14 protein-coding genes are annotated in these 20,193 nt (G+C 62.6%); 4 read left to right on the forward strand and 10 right to left on the reverse strand.

Annotated features, from left to right (window positions below):
- Positions 1-2 precede the first annotated feature (2 nt).
- The 6 genes from mutS to xerD form a co-directional block, all read right to left on the reverse strand.
- The gene (gene mutS, locus GGQ74_RS02260; RefSeq protein WP_425338088.1) at positions 3-2,675 is read right to left on the reverse strand and encodes a DNA mismatch repair protein MutS; all 2,673 of its coding nucleotides are present in this window, start codon (positions 2,673-2,675) and stop codon (positions 3-5) included.
- Positions 2,676-2,744: 69 nt separating this feature from the next.
- Positions 2,745-3,893 (reverse strand): tetratricopeptide repeat protein, encoded by a 1,149-nt coding sequence (locus tag GGQ74_RS02265; RefSeq protein WP_167939914.1) that lies wholly within the window; start codon positions 3,891-3,893, stop codon positions 2,745-2,747.
- A 34-nt stretch (positions 3,894-3,927) separates the two neighbouring features.
- Positions 3,928-4,296, reverse strand: a complete 369-nt coding sequence (locus GGQ74_RS02270) for a lipopolysaccharide assembly protein LapA domain-containing protein (protein ID WP_167939915.1) — start codon at positions 4,294-4,296, stop codon at positions 3,928-3,930.
- Positions 4,296-4,811 carry an HIT family protein gene (locus tag GGQ74_RS02275; RefSeq protein WP_167939916.1) on the reverse strand — a complete coding sequence of 172 codons (516 nt, stop codon included), beginning with the start codon at positions 4,809-4,811 and terminating at the stop codon, positions 4,296-4,298. The genes GGQ74_RS02270 and GGQ74_RS02275 overlap by 1 nt, the downstream gene beginning before the upstream one ends.
- Before the next feature lie 235 nt (positions 4,812-5,046).
- On the reverse strand, positions 5,047-7,725 hold the full coding sequence (locus GGQ74_RS02280; protein ID WP_167939917.1) for a CBS domain-containing protein: 2,679 nt from the start codon (positions 7,723-7,725) through the stop codon (positions 5,047-5,049).
- Positions 7,726-7,785: 60 nt separating this feature from the next.
- On the reverse strand, positions 7,786-8,751 hold the full coding sequence (xerD, locus tag GGQ74_RS02285; RefSeq protein WP_425338075.1) for a site-specific tyrosine recombinase XerD: 966 nt from the start codon (positions 8,749-8,751) through the stop codon (positions 7,786-7,788).
- Positions 8,752-8,905: 154 nt separating this feature from the next.
- Here xerD and GGQ74_RS02290 point away from each other — a divergent pair, with 154 nt between their 5' ends.
- From GGQ74_RS02290 to fsa, 4 genes are all read left to right on the forward strand, one after another.
- Entirely contained in the window at positions 8,906-10,072 is a 1,167-nt protein-coding gene (locus GGQ74_RS02290; protein WP_167939918.1) for an LL-diaminopimelate aminotransferase, read from the forward strand.
- A complete protein-coding gene (folK, locus tag GGQ74_RS02295) occupies positions 10,072-10,572 on the forward strand; it encodes a 2-amino-4-hydroxy-6-hydroxymethyldihydropteridine diphosphokinase (RefSeq protein ID WP_167940981.1) in 501 nt (166 codons plus the stop codon). Before GGQ74_RS02290 ends, folK begins: the two co-directional genes overlap by 1 nt.
- An 81-nt stretch (positions 10,573-10,653) precedes the next feature.
- Positions 10,654-10,926: a transcriptional regulator gene (locus GGQ74_RS02300; protein WP_167939919.1), complete on the forward strand. Its 273-nt coding sequence runs from the start codon at positions 10,654-10,656 to the stop codon at positions 10,924-10,926.
- 75 nt (positions 10,927-11,001) lie between these two features.
- A complete protein-coding gene (gene fsa / locus GGQ74_RS02305; protein WP_167939920.1) occupies positions 11,002-11,655 on the forward strand; it encodes a fructose-6-phosphate aldolase in 654 nt (217 codons plus the stop codon).
- 3,120 nt (positions 11,656-14,775) lie between these two features.
- Here fsa and GGQ74_RS02310 read toward each other — a convergent pair.
- From GGQ74_RS02310 to GGQ74_RS02325, 4 genes are all read right to left on the reverse strand, one after another.
- Positions 14,776-17,148 carry a CHASE2 domain-containing protein gene (locus GGQ74_RS02310; protein WP_167939921.1) on the reverse strand — a complete coding sequence of 791 codons (2,373 nt, stop codon included), beginning with the start codon at positions 17,146-17,148 and terminating at the stop codon, positions 14,776-14,778.
- Between the two features lie 350 nt (positions 17,149-17,498).
- Positions 17,499-18,407: a lysophospholipid acyltransferase family protein gene (locus GGQ74_RS02315; RefSeq protein ID WP_167939922.1), complete on the reverse strand. Its 909-nt coding sequence runs from the start codon at positions 18,405-18,407 to the stop codon at positions 17,499-17,501.
- The gene (locus GGQ74_RS02320) at positions 18,404-19,342 is read right to left on the reverse strand and encodes a polysaccharide deacetylase family protein (protein WP_167939923.1); all 939 of its coding nucleotides are present in this window, start codon (positions 19,340-19,342) and stop codon (positions 18,404-18,406) included. Before GGQ74_RS02320 ends, GGQ74_RS02315 begins: the two co-directional genes overlap by 4 nt.
- Positions 19,329-19,961, reverse strand: a complete 633-nt coding sequence (locus GGQ74_RS02325; RefSeq protein ID WP_209280054.1) for a lysophospholipid acyltransferase family protein — start codon at positions 19,959-19,961, stop codon at positions 19,329-19,331. Before GGQ74_RS02325 ends, GGQ74_RS02320 begins: the two co-directional genes overlap by 14 nt.
- Between the last annotated feature and the right edge of the window lie 232 nt (positions 19,962-20,193).

The raw sequence follows: 20,193 nt of genomic DNA on the forward strand, positions 1-20,193 counted from the left end.
GATCAGTCCTTGTTCAGTCCGGTCGTTTTCCACCGGTGTAAGACGTTGAGCGCCTCGATGGGCGTCAGGCTATTCACGTCGAGATTTTCGAGTTCATCCATTACTTCGGCCACATGCGGCGGCATGCTCGGCTCCGGGGCCGGTTCAGGCTGCGAAGCGCCAAAGCCGGGCAGCAGCACGCTCTGGACCTCCGGCGCGGCGGGGTGCCTGCCGTTGCCGTTTTCTTTCGCGCGGCGTTCGAGCTCGTGCAGGATGTCCTTCGCTCTGCCTACCACGGAACGGGGAACACCCGCCAGCCGTGCCACCTCGATGCCGTAGCTTCTATCCGACGGACCGGGCACGAGGCGGCGCAAAAAGACGATGTCACCCTTGTATTCCTTGACCGCGATGTTGAAGTTGGCCACCTGCGGCAGCTTGCTCTCCAGCACGGTCAGCTCGTGGTAGTGCGTGGCAAACAGGGTGCGTACGCCGCCCTTGCCGCGCGCGCACAGCTCCTCCACCACGGCCCACGCCAGCGCGAGGCCGTCGAAAGTGCTGGTGCCACGTCCGATTTCGTCGAGGATGACGAGGCTGCGCCGTCCGGCCTGACGCAGGATGCGCGCGGTCTCCATCATTTCGACCATGAATGTGCTCTGCCCCTGCGCGAGGTTGTCCGACGCGCCGACGCGGGAGAAGATGCGGTCCGCCATGCCGATGCGGGCCGTGCGAGCCGGGACGAAAGACCCCATCTGGGCCATGATGGTGATGATGGCCGCCTGCCGGAGCACGGTGGATTTGCCCGCCATGTTCGGACCGGTGATGACCAGCAGGCGCTTGTCCTCGCCGACGCGCACGTCGTTGGGGATGTAGTTGGTGTCGCCCTGCATGGCCTCGACCACGGGATGGCGTCCGGAGACGATTTCGATATCCAGCCCCTCGTGGACTTCGGGGCGCGACCAGTTGTGCTGGACGGCGGCCTCGGCCAGTCCCTGCCAGTAGTCCAGCGCGGCCACACGGCCCGCCATGTCCATGAAGCGGTGACGCGCCTGTGCGAGGCGCTCGCGCAGTTCGTTGAACAGGCGGTATTCGAGGGCCTTTCGCTTGTCGGACGCGGACAGGAGCTTTTCCTCCAACTCCTTGAGCTGGGGCGTGATGTAGCGCTCGCAGTTCACGAGCGTCTGCTTGCGCGTGAAGTGGTAGGGCACCTTGTCGGCGAGGCTCTTGGGGACCTCGAAGTAGTAGCCGAACACCTTGTTGAAGCCGAGGCGCAGGCGTTCGAGGCCCGAGGTGGATTTCTCCTCCTCCAGCAGATCGTTGACCCGGGCCTCGCCGTGCTCGGTGAGGTCCATGAGTTCGTCGAGTTCCGGCTCGTAGCCGTAGCGGAACAGGCCGCCCTCTGTGATGAGGTGGGGCGGATTGTCCGCCAGCGCCTTCTGGAGCAGCCCCGCCCAGTCGGCGAGGTTGTCCCAGCCCTTGAGCATCTGCGCGATCATGCGCGGCAGGCCGTCCTGTTCGGGGATGTCCGCCTCGTCGCCGGACGTGCGCGCCTGCTCCAGCAGTTCCTCCATCTGCGGCAATACGGAAAGGGAGTTGCGCAGCGCGAGGAAATCCTTGGGATTGGCGCGGTTGAGGAAGATGCGCGTGGACAGGCGCTCCAGATCGTAGACGCTGTCCAGCCGGGTGCGCAGGTCCTGTCGCAGCGGCTCGTTGTCCACGAGGAAGGCCACGGCCTCCTGCGTGCCCTGAATGGGGCCAAGCTCCTTCCACGGCCGTTGCAGGCGCTCGGCCAGCAGGCGGCCGCCCATGGGCGTCATGGTCCTGTCGAGCACGTGCCACAGGGTGCCGCGTCCGCGTCCGCCATCGAGCCTGCGAAAGAGTTCGAGGTTGCGCTCGGTCACTTCGTCCAGCAGCAGATGGCGGGCGAGGTTGAGCGGGCGGAAGGGCGCGAGGTGCGTGAGGTCGTGCTTCTGCGTCTGGCGCAGGTAGGCGAGGATGGCTCCGCAGGCCTGCGCAAGCTGGGGCTTGTCCGCGAGGTCGAGCGCTTCGAGGTCCGCCACGCCTTGCGCCTCGCACACGCGGCGGCGCGCGCCGGGCAGGTCGAAGAACGAGGGCACGGGCAGCGGATGGATGCGCGGCTCGAAGTCCGCGTAGCGCTTGGGCACGGCCTGTTCGCGGGGGATGAGAATCTCGCGGGGGTCGGTCTTCTGCATCCACTGCCAGAGTTCTTCCTCTCTGGATGATTGGATGCCCGTCCATTCGCCGGTGGAGAAATCCACCCACGCCAGACCGCCCGCGGCGGCCTTGGCGTCCCACAGGATGGCGGCGAGGTAGTTGTGTGCCTTGGCCGCGAGGTTGGCGTCCTCGACCACGGTTCCCGGCGTCAGCACGCGGGTGACCTCGCGTTTCACGAGGCCCTTGGCCAGTTTGGGGTCCTCCACCTGATCGCAGATGGCGACATTGTGGCCGCATTCCAGAAGCTTGGCGAGGTATGGATCGCACGAATGATAGGGCACGCCGCACATGGGTACGGGGGCCTCGGCGTTGGGGTTGCGGGAGGTCAGCGCGATTTGCAGATCGCGCGCGGCAATTTCCGCATCCTCTAGGAACAGTTCGTAGAAATCGCCCATGCGGTAGAACAGCAGCGCATCAGGATAGTCCTGTTTTATGCGCAGATACTGTTCGAGCATGGGAGTCATTTTGATATTGCTCACGTGCTCGGTCGATATGGCCGACCGCGACGAATGTCGCGGCCGGGCAAGGGTTTGCTATTCGTTGATGACGATGCGGTACGAAATGGAATGCCAGCTATGGCACCGGGGGCACATGAAGAACACCTGCTCGCGCTTGAGGCCGCAACGGCGGCACACGAAGCGCTTCAGCTCCCGGGCGCGCAGGATGAAGAATTCAAGCTGCTGCCGGAAGGCCGGGGAAAGCGGCTGGTCGTCCATGCTGATGGCCAGAAGTTCGAGGCGGGCGGGCCAGAAATCCGGGTTGAGGACGAGGGTCTTCTCAAGCCACTTGCGGGATTCCTCCCTGTCGTGGCTACACACCATCCATGCGGCATAGAACTGCGCCAGAAGGTCCGGCTCGCGCTTTTCAAGCACGGCCAGCACCGCGTTGCACAGTTCCTCCTCCGGGTGGTAGCGGAAGGGCTTGTCCGTGTCGAGTTCGCCGCTTTCGCCGTTACGCGCGCGGGCCGCGGCCAGAAGGCCCTCGAACAGCACGAAGGCGAGGCTCTGGTCCACGCGGGAAAGGGCCTTGTTCAGGTGCTTGGACAGGGTGGGCCAGTCCGCGTCGTTCAAGTCGCGCACGAGGTGTTCGAGCCACGCTTCCACGGAGCCGGGATAGGTCTTGAGGGCCTTTTTCAGCCATTTCGTGCCGAGGGCGACGTCGTTATCCGCGAATTTCTCGCGGGCGAGGCGCACCATGTAGTGGGCTTCGGCGATTTCGTTGCCGAGCTGGGCGTAGTAGCGGGAGGCGCGCTCGTAGTCGCCGGTATCCGCCGTCAGGCGGGCCAGCTCGTCCACGATGGCGGGGCTGTCGCCCGCGATTCTGCGGGCCTGCTCGAACGCACCGAGGGAGCGGTCGATGAAGCCGCCGCGTTTGTAGTCGAGGCCGAGTTCGTACCAGGCCTTTGCCTTGAATTCCTCGTTCAGCCCCGGCCGCACGATGAGATTCTGGCGAATCTGTACCGCCCGCTCGATTTCGCCGTGCGAGCGGTACAGATTTCCCAGTGCCAGATATATCTCGACGGCGTCGGGGTTGTCTTTGGCAACCTGGCTGAGCTCCGCGATGGCGGCCTGCGTATCGCGCGAGACAGGGGCATAGTTGCCTGCCGCATCGCGGGAGCTTTCCGTTTCGAGGGCGAATTTCATCCCTCTGCGGCCGCGCAGGAGCGATTTGAGCCAGTTCATGTCGTCCCCTCTGCCCGTCGGGCCATGGCGATGGTTACTTTCCTTCCTGAACGTCGGCTTCGACGGCGGGCATCGGCTCGACGGGGAAGTTCTTGTCCTCCAGCGGCAGGCTGCGCAGGGAGTTCACTTCCTTTTCGAGGTTGCGGAGCTTCTTGCGGCAGGAGCGCAGCTCGGAGCTGACGCGGATCTTCTCGTACAGGAAGTACAGGGTACACAGGGCGCCGCCCAGCACGAAGGCGGACAGCAGAATGAAGTAGATGGGCTGGTGGATCAGGAACAGTTCCTGCCCGAACAGGACAAGCCCCAGTTCAACCTGCTGCGACAGGGCCTCCATGTTCTGCGCGAACAGGACCATGGTCAGGAAGAACAGGGCGAGCAGCGCCAGAACCTTCAGGTATCTCATCAAATCTCCTCCTTGGCGGATTGTTGCTTCCGTTTGTATTCGTCGAAGTACGGTTTGAGACTGGCGTAGGTGGAGTCGAGATGCTCCGGTATGACGCGGGTTTCCGAGGCGAATGCCATGAAGGAGGAATCGCCGACCCAGCGGGGTACGAGATGGAAATGCAGATGTTCCTTGATGCCCGCACCGGCGGCCTCGCCGATGTTGACCCCCATGTTGATGCCCTGGGGGTGGAAATGCGTCTGCAATATGCGGGTGCACTCGTGCATGAGGTCCATCATTTCGTGACGTTCCTCGGGACCGATGTCCACGAGGTTCATGACGTGACGGTAGGGCGTCACCATCAGATGGCCGTTGTTATAGGGGAAAATGTTCATGATGACAAAGGAATAACGGCCTCTGTACAGAACGCGGCGGCGTTCGTCCTCGTCGGTGTGCTCCGGCAGGCAGAACGGGCAGGTGTCCGGTTTGGGGCCGAGGATGTAGTCGAGCCTCCACGGGGCCCATAGCACTTCCATCGACATGACCTCACGCGTGCCCTTGGCAGGCGGTTCGAGTGACAGGAAAGGATGCGGCGCACTGCGGCTCCGCCATCCATGCACGATTGCGCTGCGCAGTGCGGACGTCTGGTCCGGCAGTGGAAGCGCAATGGTGCGGCATGTATGCTCCCTTGCCGCATCATGCGGCGAAAGCGAAACATTTACACGGCATGCCCCCCGAGGGCAAGAGCGGCATGCCCCGCCGCCGGGCCGGTCAACGCGGCGCGGCGTCCAATCCGATGTACCGCTGGTCCTTGGCGAGCCTTCGCGCAAGGGCGAGCTGATCGTCCCGGCAGGTGGCCTGTCCGTCGAGCATGGCGGCGCGTAGCTTGCGGAGTATCTCCCCGTAGAGCGGTCCCGGTTCGAGCCCCATGCCCTTGAGGTCGCGTCCGCTGACGTCGAGCTCCATGCCCTTGAGCTGCGTCAGGTACATGGACAGGCTCTTGCGGACTTCCTCCTGATTGTAGCGCGACATGAAGAACAGGAGGCCCTCCAGCGGCAGCATCTCCAGCATGAAGAAGAGTTCGCTGACCGGGCCGCCGCGGTGCCGCCACATCTTGAAGCGGTAGACGGTCTCGTTGGTCTGGGTGCGCAGCGTCAGGATATCCGACGACTGGCGTTTGGTGAGGTTGAGCCGCGTGCAGACGGACAGGATGTCCTCCTCGGGCATGCCGTTGAAGACTGCCAGCAGGTAGATCATCCAGTTGCGGGGCTTCTCGTCGAGGTAGAGCAGGCGGTACCAGTCGCGCACCTTTTCTATCTCCTCCAGCAGGTTCTCCTGCGCGGGAGTGAGCGTGAGCAGCGGGTGGATGGCCTCTAGCAGGCGATAGTCGCGCATCTGGCGCAGGCAGTCCACGGCGTGCTCTTCCTCGAAGATGAGGTTCAGCTCATGGAAGATGCGGGAGCCGGAGAGCTTCGGGATCATGTCCAACTGCATGGCGTTGCGGATAAGCCGGTCCGTCTGGCCGCCAATGCGGAAGTTGTAGCGCTTGGCGAAGCGGATGGCCCGCAGGATGCGCGTGGGGTCCTCCACGAAGGACAGCGAATGCAGCACGCGCACCACTCGGTTTTTGATGTCGCGTTGCGCGCCGAAGAAGTCCACCAGCTTGCCGAAGTTCGCGGGGTTCAGCTGCACGGCGAGGGCGTTGATGGTGAAGTCGCGCCGGTAGAGGTCCATCTTGATGGACGAGAGTTCCACCGTGGGCAGGGCCGCCGGGTACTCGTAGTATTCGAGGCGAGCCGTGGCCACGTCGATGCGTTGGCCATTTTCGAGGATGACCACCGCCGTGCGGAACTTGTGGTGCGCGCGCACGCGCCCGCCCATGCTCTGCGCCAGCGTGCGGGCAAAGGCGATGCCGTCGCCCTCCACCACGAGATCAAGGTCCGAATTCGGGGTGTTGAGCAGGATGTCGCGGATGAAACCGCCCACCGCGTAGGCCTCCATGCCCACGTCGCGGGCGAGCTCCCCGGCGCGCAGCAGGATGTTGAAGAGCTCGCGCGGGAGCCTGTCGCGCAGCATTATGCGCACGTTGCGCTCGCGCATGCGCTCGGGCAAAAGCGATTCCGGAATGCGCGCCGGTTCCTCGATGAGGATATTGATGAGGTCCGTTCGGGTGAGCACGCCGATGACGTGGCCGTCCTCCACCACGGGAACCAGCCGCTGCCCCTGCCCCAGAATGATTTCCATGACGTTGTAGAGGTCGGAATCCGGGGGGACCGAGGCGTTGGAGCGCATGAGATAGTCCGTGGCCGGAGCGGAGCCGAGCCCGTGGGAGACGGCCTTGTCCGCGATCTGGTGTTCGAGGATGCCCTTGCACTCGCCGGTTTTCGGATCGACCACCGGGGCGGCCTTGAGCCCGAAGCGGGTCATGGTTTCGCTGGCCTGCGCGGTGGTGTGGTCGCTCTCGATGAGAATCGGCGGGTGCGACATGAGTTGGCGCACCACCTGCTGCGGGTTGATGTGCGAATAGAGCAGGGCGAAGAGCTCGTCCTTGACCTGCGAGGGCGTGCGGTCCTTGATGCTGGCCGAGGCCGCGGCGGCGTGCCCGCCTCCGCCGAAGGACGCGCAGATCAGCCCCACGTCCACATCCGGAATGCGCGAGCGGGCCACCATCTGGATGCGGTCATTCATCCGCGCCAGCGCGAAGAGCACGTGGATGTGCTCCATGTCGAGCATCTTGTGGGCCAACAGGGCGAAGTCGTTGACGTATTCCTCGGTGCTCACCTCGGTGATCACCACGGAGACGCCTTTGATCTCGTGGGTTTTGGCCGATTCGAGCATGGTGTTCAGCAGCGCGATCTGGTCGGAACTGAGGTCGCGGGTGATGAGGTCCGCGATGAAGGTGACGTCCATGCCCTGCGAGAGCAGCCACGACGCGGCGGCGAAATCCTGCGGGGTGGTGGAGTTGAAGGTGAAGGAGCCGGTGTCCTCGTAGATGCCGAGGCCGATGATGTTTGCCTCGTCGCGGTCGAGGGTGACGCCCCGCTTCATCAGTTCATGGCAGAGGATGGTTGCCGTGGAGCCCCAGTTCACCACGATGCCGTCACGGTGGACGACGTCGTCCTCGGAGTTGGGGTGATGGTCGTAGGCGTCTATGACGAGGTTCGGATTCTCGAAGACCTGTGCCACATGGTTCACGCGCGATTTCTGGCGCGTATCCACGACCACCAGCCGCGACACCGAGGAGAGGTCGATTTCCTTCACGCCACGGAAGTTGAACATGTACATGGCGCTCTGGATGTAGAAATTGCGCAGGTTCTTTTCCTGACTGCCGGGGAAGACGAGCGTCGCGTCCGGATACAGGCGGCTGGCGGCAATCATGGCTGCCAGCGCGTCGAAGTCCGCGTTCATGTGCGTGGTGATGATGGTCGGGGCCTTCAACCTGTTGGGCATGTATGATTCCTCGATGGCCGTACCCGTCGGCCGTTTGTCCCGTGTGTGGCGCGTGGTGCGCTAGGAGCGCGTTCGCATGTTCGAGCGGGGGTGGAACTGGCTGTGCATCCGCTTGAGCCGGCCGCTCTGCACGTGGGTGTAGATTTCCGTGGCGGTGATGTCCGCGTGGCCAAGCAGTATCTGCACCGTGCGCAGGTCCGCGCCGCCCTCCAGCAGGTGGGTGGCGAAGGAATGGCGGAAGGTGTGGGGCGAAATATCGCGCGTGATGCCCGCCTCCGTGGCGTAGCGCTTCACGCATTTCCACACGGCCTGCCGCGAAAGTCCCTTGCCCGATCGGTTCAGGAAGATGAAGTCCTCCTTGGGCGAGAACATGCTGCGCCAGTGGCGGAGATAGGTCTCCAGAAATTCCTGCGCGGCATAGTGGATGGGCACCAGCCGCTCCTTTGCGCCCTTGCCGAAGACCTTGAGCACGCCGACCTGCGGGTCGAAATCGAAAGGCTTGAGGCTTATGAGTTCCGACACGCGCAGCCCGCCTGCGTAGAGCAGTTCGAGCATCACCCTGTCGCGGAAGCCGAGCTTGTCCTCAAGGCGTGGGCGCTCCAGCAGCGCCGCCATTTCCTCCATGGAGAGCACTTCGGGCAGCTTGAGCGGGAGTTTCGGATTCTCTAGATATTGCGAAGGGTTGCCGTGCGCGAGACCTTCATCCTCCAGCCACGCGAAGAAGCCGCGCAGGGTGGAGAGGTGCCGGGCGAGGCTGCGGCTCGTCAGGCCCTTGCGGCGCATGTGGAAGAGGTAGAGCGAAAGGTCCTGCTGGCTCACGTCGCCAACGGCGGCGCGCTTGTCGTCCAGAAAGGCGGTGAACGCCGCGAGGTCCGCCTGATATGCGGCCAGCGAATTTTCCGAAAGCCCCCGGACCACGAGCAGATGTTCCAGATATGCATCGACCTGCGGATGCCCCCGGTCCGGGGAGGCGGGCGCATCCGGGCGCTTGGCGCAGGCGGTCATGTCATTGTCGGTATTCATCATATTCTCCAGTGATTGGGAGCGTACACGCAGGCACGGCTCTTCTCAAGCCGAAACACCACGGGCGGCGTTGACAGGGCGCGGGGCGGGCAGTTAGTTTGTGCGACTTTCCATTGGAAACGTATACAACTGGTCAACTCACCGAAGGAGACTTCCCGTGTCCGATTTCAAGCTCGCGCGTCGCGTGGCCGAACTGCCCCCGTACCTCTTTGCCCGCATTGACAAGGTGAAGAAGGAAGTTGCCGCACGAGGCGTGGACATCATCAGCCTCGGCATCGGCGATCCCGATCTGCCGACCCCCGACTTCATCATCGACGCCCTCTGCGAGGCCGCAAGGAAGCCGGTGAATCACCGCTATCCCGATTATGAAGGTCTTGAGTCCTTCCGCTCCTCCGTGGCCGGATGGTACGGCCGCCGCTTCGGCGTGGACCTCGACCCCAAGACCGAGGTCGTGAACCTCATCGGTTCCAAGGAAGGCATCGCCCATTTCGCGCTGGCCGTCACCGATCCCGGCGACGTGAACCTCGTCTGCTCGCCCAACTACCCCGTGTACCCCATCACCACCGATTTTGCGGGTGGCGAGACGGTCTTCATTCCCCAGCTGGAGGAGAACGGCTTCCTGCCCGATCTCGACTCCATCTCGCCGGAACTGTGGGAGCGCGCGAAGTCCATCTACGTGAATTTCCCGAACAACCCCACGGCGGCCATGGCCACGCCCGAGTTCTTCCGCAAGCTGGTGGAACGCGCCCGCGAGACCAACACCATCGTCCTGCACGATGCCGCCTACACGGAAATCTACTTCGACGAGAACAAGCGCCCCATGTCCATCCTTGAGATTCCGGGTGCCAAGGACGTGGCCGTGGAATTCCACTCCCTGTCCAAGACCTACAACATGACCGGCTGGCGTGTCGGCATGGCCGTGGGCAATCCGCAGCTCATCGGCGCGCTTGGCAACATCAAGACCAACGTGGACTCCGGCTGTTTCCAGGCCGTGCAGGAAGCCGCCATCGTCGCCATGGAAAAGGGCGACGCCCACGTGGCCGAAACCCGCAAGATCTACCGCCAGCGCCGCGATGTGATGGTCGAGGCCCTGCACAAGGCGGGCATTGAATGCCGCGTGCCGGACGCCACCATCTACCTGTGGGCCAAGGTTCCGGCCGGTTACACCTCCGCGCAGTTCGTGACCAAGGTCATCGAGGAGACGGGCGTGGTCATCACCCCCGGCAGCGGTTTCGGCGCGGCAGGCGAAGGCTTCTTCCGCATTTCGCTGACTGTGCCCACCGAAAGGCTTGAGGAGGCGGCATCACGCATCTCCAGCCTCTAATTCCGGCTTACGTCTGCCTCGGCTCGAACCTTGGCGACACGGAAGGGAATCTCGCCCACGCCATCGAGCGACTGGGCGAGGTTCCCGGTTTGACTGTGGACGCGGTCTCCGCCGTCTATTTCACCGAGCCGCAGGACGTGAAGAATCAGCCGTGGTTTGCCAACCGCGTTGCCCGCGTGCTATGCGAGGGCAAGATTTCGCCGCAGGGGCTTCTGGACGAGCTCCTCCGCGTGGAGGCCGAACTCGGCCGCGTGCGCGGGGAGGGCGTGGTCCGTTTCGGCCCGCGCGTCATCGACCTTGATCTGCTCCTTTACGGCGATGCGGTCATGGAAACCGAAACCCTGACGCTGCCGCATCCGCGCATGCGCCAACGCGCCTTCGTGCTGGTGCCGCTGGCGGATGTGGCCCCCGATCTGCGATTTCCCGATGGAGACACGCTACGCGACGCGCTCGCACGGCTGTCGTACAGGGTCGACAACTTCAGAATCTGGCAGGATTAGCCGCCCGCAGCCTCGGCCGCGGGCGGCCTCCACGTCGGCTCAACCTCCAACGTCTCGGCCCGCAAGGGCGGAAGGTGAACCATGCTCAAGATCATCGTGCCCATCGTCTGCGCATTCCTGCTGTTCAAGATGCTCAAGGGCGACCAGAAGAAGAAAGTCGCCAAGGAAAACAAGGACATGGAGCGCATGGCCGAGACCGGCGAGACCGTGAAGGACCCGGTGTGCGGCGCGTATGTTCCGCATGATGCGAGCATCCGGGTGAAGGACGCCGACGGCGTGCATTGCTTCTGTAGCTACGAGTGCCGCGACGCCTACCTGCGCAGGCTCGAATCCGTCGACGTCACGAACGAATAAGCGTTTGAAAAGGCGAGGTCTTGTGCTAGGTTGGGAAAAATTCCGCGTTTTCCCAACCTCCCAAGGAGCTTGCGCATGCGCTTTTTCATCGACACTGCCAACCTTGCGGAAATTCGCGAGGCAAAGGCATACGGTCTCATCGACGGCGTAACCACCAATCCGTCCCTCTTTTCGAAGGAATCCGAGAACTGGCGCACCCTGGCCGACAAGATCTGCCACGAGGTGGATGGGCCGGTCAGCCTTGAAGTCGTGGGCACCACCGCCGAGGACATGGTCCGCGAGGCGCGTGATCTCGCGGGCATCGCGCCCAACGTCGTGGTCAAGATTCCCATGCTCATGGAAGGCCTGAAGGCCGTCCGCCAGCTCTCGGAAGAGGGCATTTCCACCAATGTGACGCTGTGCTTCTCGCCGTCGCAAGCCCTTTTGGCCGCCAAGGCCGGGGCGACCTACATCAGCCCCTTTGTTGGCCGTCTCGATGACACGTCGTCCGACGGCATGGAGCTGGTGAATCAAATCATCACCATCTATCGCAATTACGGGTTCAAGACGCAGGTTCTCGTGGCCAGCGTTCGCAATCCTATCCACATCGTTCAGGCCGCGCTCATGGGCGCGGACGTGGCGACCATTCCCTTCAAGGTTCTGAATCGTCTTTCGCGGCATCCGCTCACAGACGCCGGGCTTACCCAGTTCCTCGAGGACTGGAAGAAGACCCCCGGTGCGCAGGGCTGATTCGCCTCGGCGTACGCCGTCTGATTGTCTGGCCAAAGGCCCCCACTTCGGTGGGGGCCTTTTTTGTGCGTTTTGAAACGGGACCGGGCACACGAAGGGGGTGACAATGACAAAACAGGCCGGGATGGCGGGGAAAAATGGGGAAAAAGGGCGTCACATCGAAAAAAGGCCTCTAGCAGGCCTCTGGACGCGTTTTGGTCTTCGCGATGAGCAATGATCCGGAAAGATTCTGAAAACGCCTGAGGGGCGGCTTTGCGGAGGTCGGTTTTTTCGATGGATTTCGAAAAATCGGGGAAGGGCGGAGGCGGGGAGGGGAGTGCTGGAAATGGAAGGGGAAAGGGGAGTCTCCGAAGCTGATGACGCGCGGGGGTGACGGCCGAGGGTGAGACGGACTTGGAAATCGACCTTCGGACGCGACACAGGTGAGGCGAAGCCTCGCGGTCGTGTTGAGATGGTGAGATGAGGAGCACGCCCGGTGGCGACGCACTCGGGAAAAGGTGCGTGAACGGGAAGATAGCGTGCAGACCCCATGCGCGACGTGTAGGGGCGGTGCGGCTTGAGGTGCGCAGGCCGAAGCGCGCGCTTGGTCAGTCCGCGCGCGGACACGGCGTCTGTCACGACAAATTCACGGCATATAGGGCGTTTGAGTCGGCTTCCGATTGATCGGCTGCGGCTGTCGATTGTGGCGTATTGGCGGGTGGTTGCGTGCGAAGCTTGTAGCGATGTGGACGGTTGGAGTAGGCGCGGAGCCTCGGCCTGCGCGGCTTTTCCGCCATGCGACTCCGATGCTGCGCGGGGATGAGGCTCGCAGAGGGCCTTCAAGAGCGGCTGGCTTCGGGCGCGCAATGCTGGATTCGTAGCCGGAATCAGGCTGTTGGGCGGCGTTTCGTGGCGTGTGGTTTTCCGTCGGCGTCTGGAGGTCACATGAGGGGCACGGCATGTGCTAGGCGGAATATGCCCACAAGCAGGTGTCCAGTTGGTCCCAATTCCCGAAGCGCCGTGAAGCCGGATACGGCCAGAGGTCATGGACCAGCGCGGGCCAAAGCGGGTGGTTTTGCGGTTCGAATCGACAATGTTTCCCGTATCGGAATAAGTCTCATAATGTAAATTATGTTAACTTTAATATATGGAAAACATGCTGGGAAGCCGCATGAATAAAGGATTACGTCTTTGGAAACCCGTGCGTGAAACAAAACCTGCGGGTACCTCTTCAACTTCAATGTTCCACGCGTCATTTCTTGAACCTTCACTTGAGCTTTCTGGTGTGTGCGGGTGTTTCGAGGGGGTGTTGATGAGGCTGGAGCGTGTCCTCTCTTTTAGACGTTCTGCGATGTTCCGGTGAGGCACATAGGCTGATTTGACCTATGCTTTCGATGGGCTAGGAGTGCTGGGTGGCGTCTGTCCTGGCCTCCCCTGTGGGCTTTCATTGAGGCACTCTGGTGCGCAAAGGCGAATGAGCCGAGGGAGTCCCCTCTCGTTTCGCTTGCAATGGAAGGGGGCGACTTTGCTCGGGCTTGGGCGGGCTACGCAAAGGTGCGTGGCTTGCGTATCGAAAACCGCCCCACTTTCCACTTGGGTGGTTTCGTGGGGTGATTGGGTGGGAAATGCGGCATTCTCAAGCGTTGAGATCTCCGCTGCGGCGAAAGAGAGGTGTCTGGGCAGGCCGACTGCCCTCCCGCTGTGGGACGCTCTGCAATGCGTCAGGGCTCGCTGTATGGACGTTCGCGGCATGTGGGACTTGACTTGGGGGTGCTCTGTGAGTGCGCGGCAGCGAGAGTGCGGATTCGATCACCATTTTGGGCGCTGGCCCTCTGCGTGAACTGCCTGTACGGCCTTTCTCCGGTAAAATCGCACCGAGGGGGGAGTCGTGTTGCGGCTGCGTCTGGGGATCTCCGGGCGCGTGAGGATGTGGTGGGAAGGTTTTTCTTCGACATGGGTGCCCGGTGTGTGGGCTTGTTGGGGTGGGGGATGGAACTTCCTGTTATCTTTGGCGCTTCTGTGCGCCCAGCACGGGACCGCGCCGTGAGTAGCGTCGTTGAGGCCTCTTCTTGTTCTCTTATTGCTCCGGGCGCGTGGGTGTGGAGCCTATTCTTGAGCCATTGGTCGAGGTTTTTAGCTGGAGAGATGTTCGCGGTGCGGGTTGGCTGTCGGTGTGTTTTTCTTTCCGTGGTCTTTTCGTTTGGATAGCTCTTCGTGTTGCTGGTCGCTTGACGCTGAAACCCCTGCGAACAGGTATTCCTCACAGGAATACCTGTGTAATTAGTGGCAGTTGGCGCTGGCTCGCCAGCTACTCGTGTATGCGGCAAGCCTCGCTCGGTCCTTGGCTCGCTGGCGCAAACGCCCCGCCTCAGCGCGATCCATCTGGTTTTTGCCTGTGTCGTGTCGATTCCGGCGTGCCCGGCTGGCTCTGTAGCGCGGGTGTACTCCCCTCCCCTGCCGTGGTCCCTGTCGCCCCCAATCGTGGTTTCGGGCTGTTGAGACCTGTTTTGTGGGATGGTTTCAGCGGGTAGCGTCCCCGAGAGCAAGAAAGGCAGCGGGGTCGCGTGCCTGCACTGTGTTGCCGTAAAAATTTAAAACGCATCGCGTGCCGCGAGAATCGAAAACGTGTCCATTTGGGAGGACAACGCCGCGCGAGTTCATGGCCTTTGCGTGCTGAATATGACGCAAAATGCCTTTGCAGCGCGCTTTTACGTCGTATGTCGTGGAATTCGTTTCGGGATGTGTCGGGATGGTGTGCGTGGATGCCAGGCCTTGGCATGTCATTCTTGCGTGTAGATGACGTGCTGGTGTGCTGTTGTGCGTGATGTAGGAATTTGCCCTGTAAGACGCGTTTGCATCTTAAAATGGGCCATGGGCCATGCCGGAGGTTGAAAACGCCGCAGAGGGGCATTCTCGCGGATTGAGTGCCTGGTGGCTGCATGGTGGGGGCTGGGTGTGAGGTATCTCGGCAGGCGTTGCGAGTGCCGGCTCCCGGTCCGGCCCGAGCCAGTAGGCTGGGGCCGGGAGTCATGCGGACGGACGTTTTGGGAAGCAGACTTGAGACAACAACATGCTGATTTTATTCTTTGTATTGAACAACCTCAAGTTGAGCTTCAAGTTTCCAAACGCTCCGCGTACGCCCTACTTCTTGGTCATCCGGTACACGCCATCCCACGATTCGCCTGCCGGGACAGGCGGATTTTCGCGGTATTCGCGGCAACGCCCGATGTAGACCTGCGACGGCGTGGTCTTGCCCTCGGGAACGCGTTCGATCTCAAGTGCCCGCGTGAAGGCCTCGATGGCCTCGTCCCAGCGCATGGCCAGATAGTGGGCCATACCTGCGTCGAACAGCTCGAAGAGGCGCTTCTCCTTGTCCGTCAGTTCGCCCTTCATGGCGCACAGCTCGTAGACGCGGACCGGTTCGGCCTTGCCTACCACGGTGATGGTGTCGATGAAGCGCACCTCGACCATGTCGCGCACCGTCGCGGGCTTGCCGTTTTCGTCCATGCAGGGCTGTTCCAGCACGTATTCGCTGATCATGGAGTAAATGCCGTACTGTTTCGCGCCGGATTCGAGGCGGGCCGCAAGGTTCACCGCGTCGCCCATCATGGTGTAGTTCATGCGCATGGTGCTGCCCATGTTGCCGACCACGATCTCGCCGGAATTCAGGCCGATGCGGACCTTGATTTCGTGAACGACCTTGGGCCACTTGTCTCCGGGGGCCCACTGGTCGGCGGGAAAGCCCTTGGTATTGCGCTCCGGTTCCTCGGGGAGCTGCTTCTCCCCTGCCCACTTCCTGCGCAGGTCCACGAGACTTGCCTGCATGCCCACCGTGATGCGACAGGCGCGTAGCGCGTGGTCCGGCACCTCCATGGGCGCGCCGACAAAGGCCACGATGGCGTCACCCTCGTACTTGTCGAGCGTGCCACGATTTTGAATGAGGATGTCCGTCATGGCCGTGAGGTATTCGTTAAGCAGCTCGACGAGCTGCGTGGCTGAGAGCTTCTCCGAGAAGGTCGAAAAGCTCTGGATGTCCGAGAAGAAGGCCGTGATGGTTCGAGCTTCGCCGCCAAGCTCCGGCATCTGCTTGTTTTCGAACATCTCGTTGATCAGTTCCGGGGACAGGTAGCTTGAAAACGTGGCGTGGAGGAACTTCTTCTGCCCTTCCTCGCGCCAGAACTTCACCAGCGTGAGCAGCGCGAAGTTGCCGCTAAGCGCGATGAGCGAATACAGCGGCGAGAGGTAGAAGCCCTTTTCCTGCATGAACCAGACAGCTCCGTACCATATGCCCACGGAGCACGCGCCCACCGGGATGATGCTCAACAGTGCCGGTGCCCACGTGAGGAGCAGCGCCGTGAGCAGGCCCGCGCCGAGGGTGAGCAGGAATTCCGTGCCCTTGGCCCATGACGGCGCGTGGATGAAGTCCTTGGCGAGGATATTGTCCACGACGTTGGCATGCACTTCCACGCCGGGAAGCGTGGCGTCGAAGGGCGTGGCCCGCAGATCGAGCAGGCCCGCCGCGCTGGTGCCCACGAATGCGATGGTGCCCTTCAGCTCGTCCTTGCCGAGGCTGCCGTCGAGCACTTTGCTGGCCGAGACGTAGCGGAAGGTGTGCCTGCCGCCCCGGTAATTGCAGAGGAAGCGCCCTTCCCTGTCCACGGGGATGACCGTAGCGCCGATTTTGATGCTCTCAATGCCGGTGGTGCCGACCTTGATGGCCGCCTGCTTCACTCCGGAGGCCTTCATCAGTGTGGCGAGGGACAGGTTGGGGTAGATTTCCCCCTGATAATGGACGAGGAGCGGGATTCTGCGCACCACGCCGTCAGGGTCTGTGGTGGTGTTGATGTAGCCGGACATGTTCACCGCGCTGGTGAGTTCCGGGAGATTGCAGACCACGGACGGCGCGCTGGTGAGAAAGCGCGTGTATTCCGGGGCCTGTGGCGTGCGGATGACGGCCCGCGAGAGCTTGTGAAGCTCGCAGCGTTTCGAGACGTCCACGTCCTGCGTCATTTCCCCGGCAAAATTGAAGAAATAGCCGAGGACATACGGTCCCTGCCCGAGAACGCCAGCCAGCACGGAATCGTTGTCCATTAGCGCTTCGGGCATTCCCGCGAAGCGCACGTCCACATTGAGGTCGCGCTTGAGATCGTTCTGGAGTGTTTTCGGTGAGGTGCGGTCCGGTTCGGCGAAGAGGATGTCCAGCCCCACGGAGAGCGCCCCGGCCTGTTGCAGCCGCGCCAGAAGCAGCGCCACGCGGTAGCGCGGCCACGGCCACTGCCCGTACTTGGCGAGGCTTCGTTCGTCGAGGTCCACGATGACGGGGACGTTTGTGGTCTTTGTGGTGTGCGTGGAGCGCAGAAGCGCGTCGTAGAGCTTGTAGTCCAGCAATTCGAGGAAGAAGGGCTGCTGGATGTACAGCCACGAGACGAGGATGGAAAACGCGACGCCGGTGAGGAAGACGATCCACCGACCGCCGGTCAGGCGACTCCAGAAGCTCCCGTGACGGCCTGCCATGACGTGCCCGACCTTGACGTTTGTTGCGCATGGAAATGCGGCAAGCGTTTTGCGGAGGATGACGGGGGCGTCGTGTGGGCTGCTTCACCGTGGGGAGGATGTCCTCGGCCGATTCCGGCCCCGGCCTATGTCTCGCCGGTGGTGATGGCGGCTACCGTGGCGCGTAGCGTCCCGTCAAAGGCACATCATTGCATGAAAAGCCGAGCGAGTTCAATCGGCTTCGGCGTCCCCGTGTGGTGAGCGGTGGCCGCCTGCTCCCGTCTGGCGGGGAAAAACGCGTAATGCACCGATTTTGCGCATGAAAAAAGGCGGCACGCGCCGCCTTGGATTGGAGAACTTGAAGCGAAGCTTTAGCTTTCGAGAAGCGGACCGCCGTAGCGCCAGCCCTCTGGCGGTTGAGTTTTCCAGCGCCTGTGCAGCCAGTACCACTGCTCCGGATAGGCGCGGATCATGCGGACCACGGCGCGGGTGTAGAACTCGGCGGCCTTCTGGATGCGTTCGTCGCGGCTTCCGGTGAGGGTGCGCGTGTCCAGCGGTGTATCGTTGTGCAGCTCGTATCCGCCCTGCCCGTTGCGGATTATGAAGACCGGGCAGATGCAGGCCTCGGCGCGCACGGCCAGCAGGGCCGGGCCCATGTTCACAGCGGCGATGTCCTTGAGAAACGGCATGAATAGCGCCTCGGACGTGCTGCTGTTGTGGTCCACGAGAAAGGCTGTCACTCCACCCTTTCGCAGGCAGCGCAACACCTGCGGCGCGGCCATGCGGTGCGGGATGACGTCCACGCCCGGACGGCTGCGCAGGCGCGTCATGAGCCGATGCAGCGCTTCGTCCTTGGGACGGCGCACCACGATCTGCTTGGGGTGCTTGTGGACGAGAAGCTGATAGATGCCGGCGAGGAGTTCCCACGCGCCCATGTGCGCAGTGGCGATGACCACCGGTCGATCGAGGTCCTGAAAAGCGCGAAACGCATCCGGCGTGGCGATGTGCAGGCGTTCGTGGATGAAACGCCAGTCTACCCGTGAACTGAGCAGAATTTCCAGAAACGAGCGCCCGGTGTTGCGAAAGCTGTTGCGGGCCATGCGCTGGGCCGTGTGGAGCGGCAGATCCAGTTGGCGGGCCATGGTCTCGGTGGCCATCTGGCGACGTTCGGGTAGCGTGAGCCAAAGCAGGTCGCCCATGCGAGCGCCCCAGCGGTCGATGGCGTCGAGGCTCATGCCCTGCATCGAGCGGGCTAGCAATTCGTAGACGATTTCCCTCATCCTATCCTCATTCCGGCGTACAGGGCGGCAATCGTCGCGTGGCTGTAGATGATGGTGCGGCTTGTGAACCAGCTCGGGCCCTTGCCGCGCCGGACTTCCAGACGATTGATGGCGGCGGGGTCGGAACCTGCCGTCACGGGGCCGTTGGCGAGGGTGAAGAGCGTGCGCAGCCCTGCGGCCTTTGCGGCGTCCACAGCAATGGGATGCGCCTTGCCCCACGGCCAGCCGAGAGACGTCACCGCCTTGCCGAGGCGGCGTTCGAGGTCGCTGCGGCTGGCGGCGAGATTGTCGCGCACGCGAGCGAAGAATTCCCCGTCCGTTTCGGGACGGCCAGCTTCGGCATTGAAGAGGTGCGTCGTGAATTCTGGTGCCATTCTGGGCAGTTCGCCCTGCTCCAGCCCTGCATGCCACCGGGCATAGGCCCAGTGTTCTGGCTTCTCGGGACGCTCGTGCGGAGACACGATGCCCATGACGTGCGTGCCGGAGTGGCTGCCCACGTCGAAAAGGTCGCGCTTCACGAGGTCCGTGAGTTCGGATTCGCTGAGCCATGCGGAGCGGTTGCCTTCGGTCAGGAAGGCGCGGTGTGCCTCGTGGGCGATGATGTCTTCGTTGGTGCCCGGTTCGTCCTCGGGGCGGATGCGATTGTTGATGACGAAGACGGTGCCCCGGAGTCCCAGTTCCTCGAAAAGCGGCGCGACACGGGTGTGCAGGTCGCGGAATCCGTCGTCGAACGTAAGCAGGACCGAGGGCGCGCAAAGCGGTTCGCCGCCGAGGAAGGCGTCTAGTTCGGTGAGGGATAGCGTCCTCACGCCGCTGTCGCGCAGCCAGCGAATCTGGCGCGTGAAGCTCTGCCATGGCATGCCGTTGCCGCCCATGTTGTGGTAGCACAGCACGGGCACGGAGCTTCTGCCGAGAAGCGGCCTAGACCAGCGCATGGAGCTTTTCCCCGAGTTTGCGGGTTTCCTCGGCGAGGGTTTGCTCGTCGAGCTTCTCGGACGTGACCTCGTAGGGTTCGCCGAAGACGATGCGGCAACGCGAAAAGGGCAGCGGCAGGACGAACTTGTCCCACGAACGGTCGAAAATCTTGGCCCGCGAGGGAACCATGCGCGTGGGCACCAGAAGGGAGCCCGATTTCTGCGCGAGGAAGATGACGCCTTCCTTGACCTCGTGCCGAGGGCCACGGGGACCGTCCACTGTCACGAAGCCCTGCCTTCCATCCTTTTTAATGAGGCGGCAGGCGCTCATGAGGGCGCGCACCCCGCCGCGCGAGCTTGAGCCGCGCGCGATGACGAGGCCGAGCCGGTTGAGCAGTTCCGTGGCGATGGTGCCGTCGCTGCTCAGGCTGACGATGGCGGTCCACTGCCTGTTCATCTGGATGGTGGGATACGGGAACAGTTCGTTGTGCCAGCAGGCCATGACGACGGTCCTGCCCTGCGCCCACACCCGTTCGAGGGCATCGCGGTTTTCGATGTCCATGCGGATGGTGCCGCACCACAGCCGATAGAGCCATGATAGCGGATAGGAAAGAAGAACGGGATCGACCTTGATTTTCATGCGTAGTTCCGCGTTGAGGGGCGTGGTCCATGTCGGACGGGCTTTGCGTCGCGTCGGAAGTCGGCAGCGGCGGCGAATCTGTCGCGAGTGGCTGTTTGAGCCGCCGCGCAAACGAATCAGATAAGAAATTACCGGCCCGAAATCCAGAAAAATATCCCGCAGAAGTTCGCGCCGGTACAGGCGTGGCCCCTCCCGCTCCGCTAGTGGCGTTTTCGATGGGACACGCCAGAGG

It is taken from the genome of Desulfobaculum xiamenense, from assembly GCF_011927665.1.
GTDB lineage: Bacteria > Desulfobacterota > Desulfovibrionia > Desulfovibrionales > Desulfovibrionaceae > Desulfobaculum > Desulfobaculum xiamenense.

Excerpts from the sequence above, each read along its gene's own strand:
- mutS (WP_425338088.1), bottom strand. The coding sequence starts at position 2,675 with ATGACTCCCATGCTCGAACAGTATCTGCGCATAAAACAGGACTATCCT.
- GGQ74_RS02265 (WP_167939914.1), bottom strand. The coding sequence starts at position 3,893 with ATGAACTGGCTCAAATCGCTCCTGCGCGGCCGCAGAGGGATGAAATTC.
- GGQ74_RS02270 (WP_167939915.1), bottom strand. The coding sequence starts at position 4,296 with ATGAGATACCTGAAGGTTCTGGCGCTGCTCGCCCTGTTCTTCCTGACC.
- GGQ74_RS02275 (WP_167939916.1), bottom strand. The coding sequence starts at position 4,811 with ATGGAAGTGCTATGGGCCCCGTGGAGGCTCGACTACATCCTCGGCCCC.
- GGQ74_RS02280 (WP_167939917.1), bottom strand. The coding sequence starts at position 7,725 with ATGCCCAACAGGTTGAAGGCCCCGACCATCATCACCACGCACATGAAC.
- xerD (WP_425338075.1), bottom strand. The coding sequence starts at position 8,751 with ATGATGAATACCGACAATGACATGACCGCCTGCGCCAAGCGCCCGGAT.
- GGQ74_RS02300 (WP_167939919.1), top strand. The coding sequence starts at position 10,654 with ATGCTCAAGATCATCGTGCCCATCGTCTGCGCATTCCTGCTGTTCAAG.
- fsa (WP_167939920.1), top strand. The coding sequence starts at position 11,002 with ATGCGCTTTTTCATCGACACTGCCAACCTTGCGGAAATTCGCGAGGCA.
- GGQ74_RS02310 (WP_167939921.1), bottom strand. The coding sequence starts at position 17,148 with ATGGCAGGCCGTCACGGGAGCTTCTGGAGTCGCCTGACCGGCGGTCGG.
- GGQ74_RS02315 (WP_167939922.1), bottom strand. The coding sequence starts at position 18,407 with ATGAGGGAAATCGTCTACGAATTGCTAGCCCGCTCGATGCAGGGCATG.
- GGQ74_RS02320 (WP_167939923.1), bottom strand. The coding sequence starts at position 19,342 with ATGCGCTGGTCTAGGCCGCTTCTCGGCAGAAGCTCCGTGCCCGTGCTG.
- GGQ74_RS02325 (WP_209280054.1), bottom strand. The coding sequence starts at position 19,961 with ATGAAAATCAAGGTCGATCCCGTTCTTCTTTCCTATCCGCTATCATGG.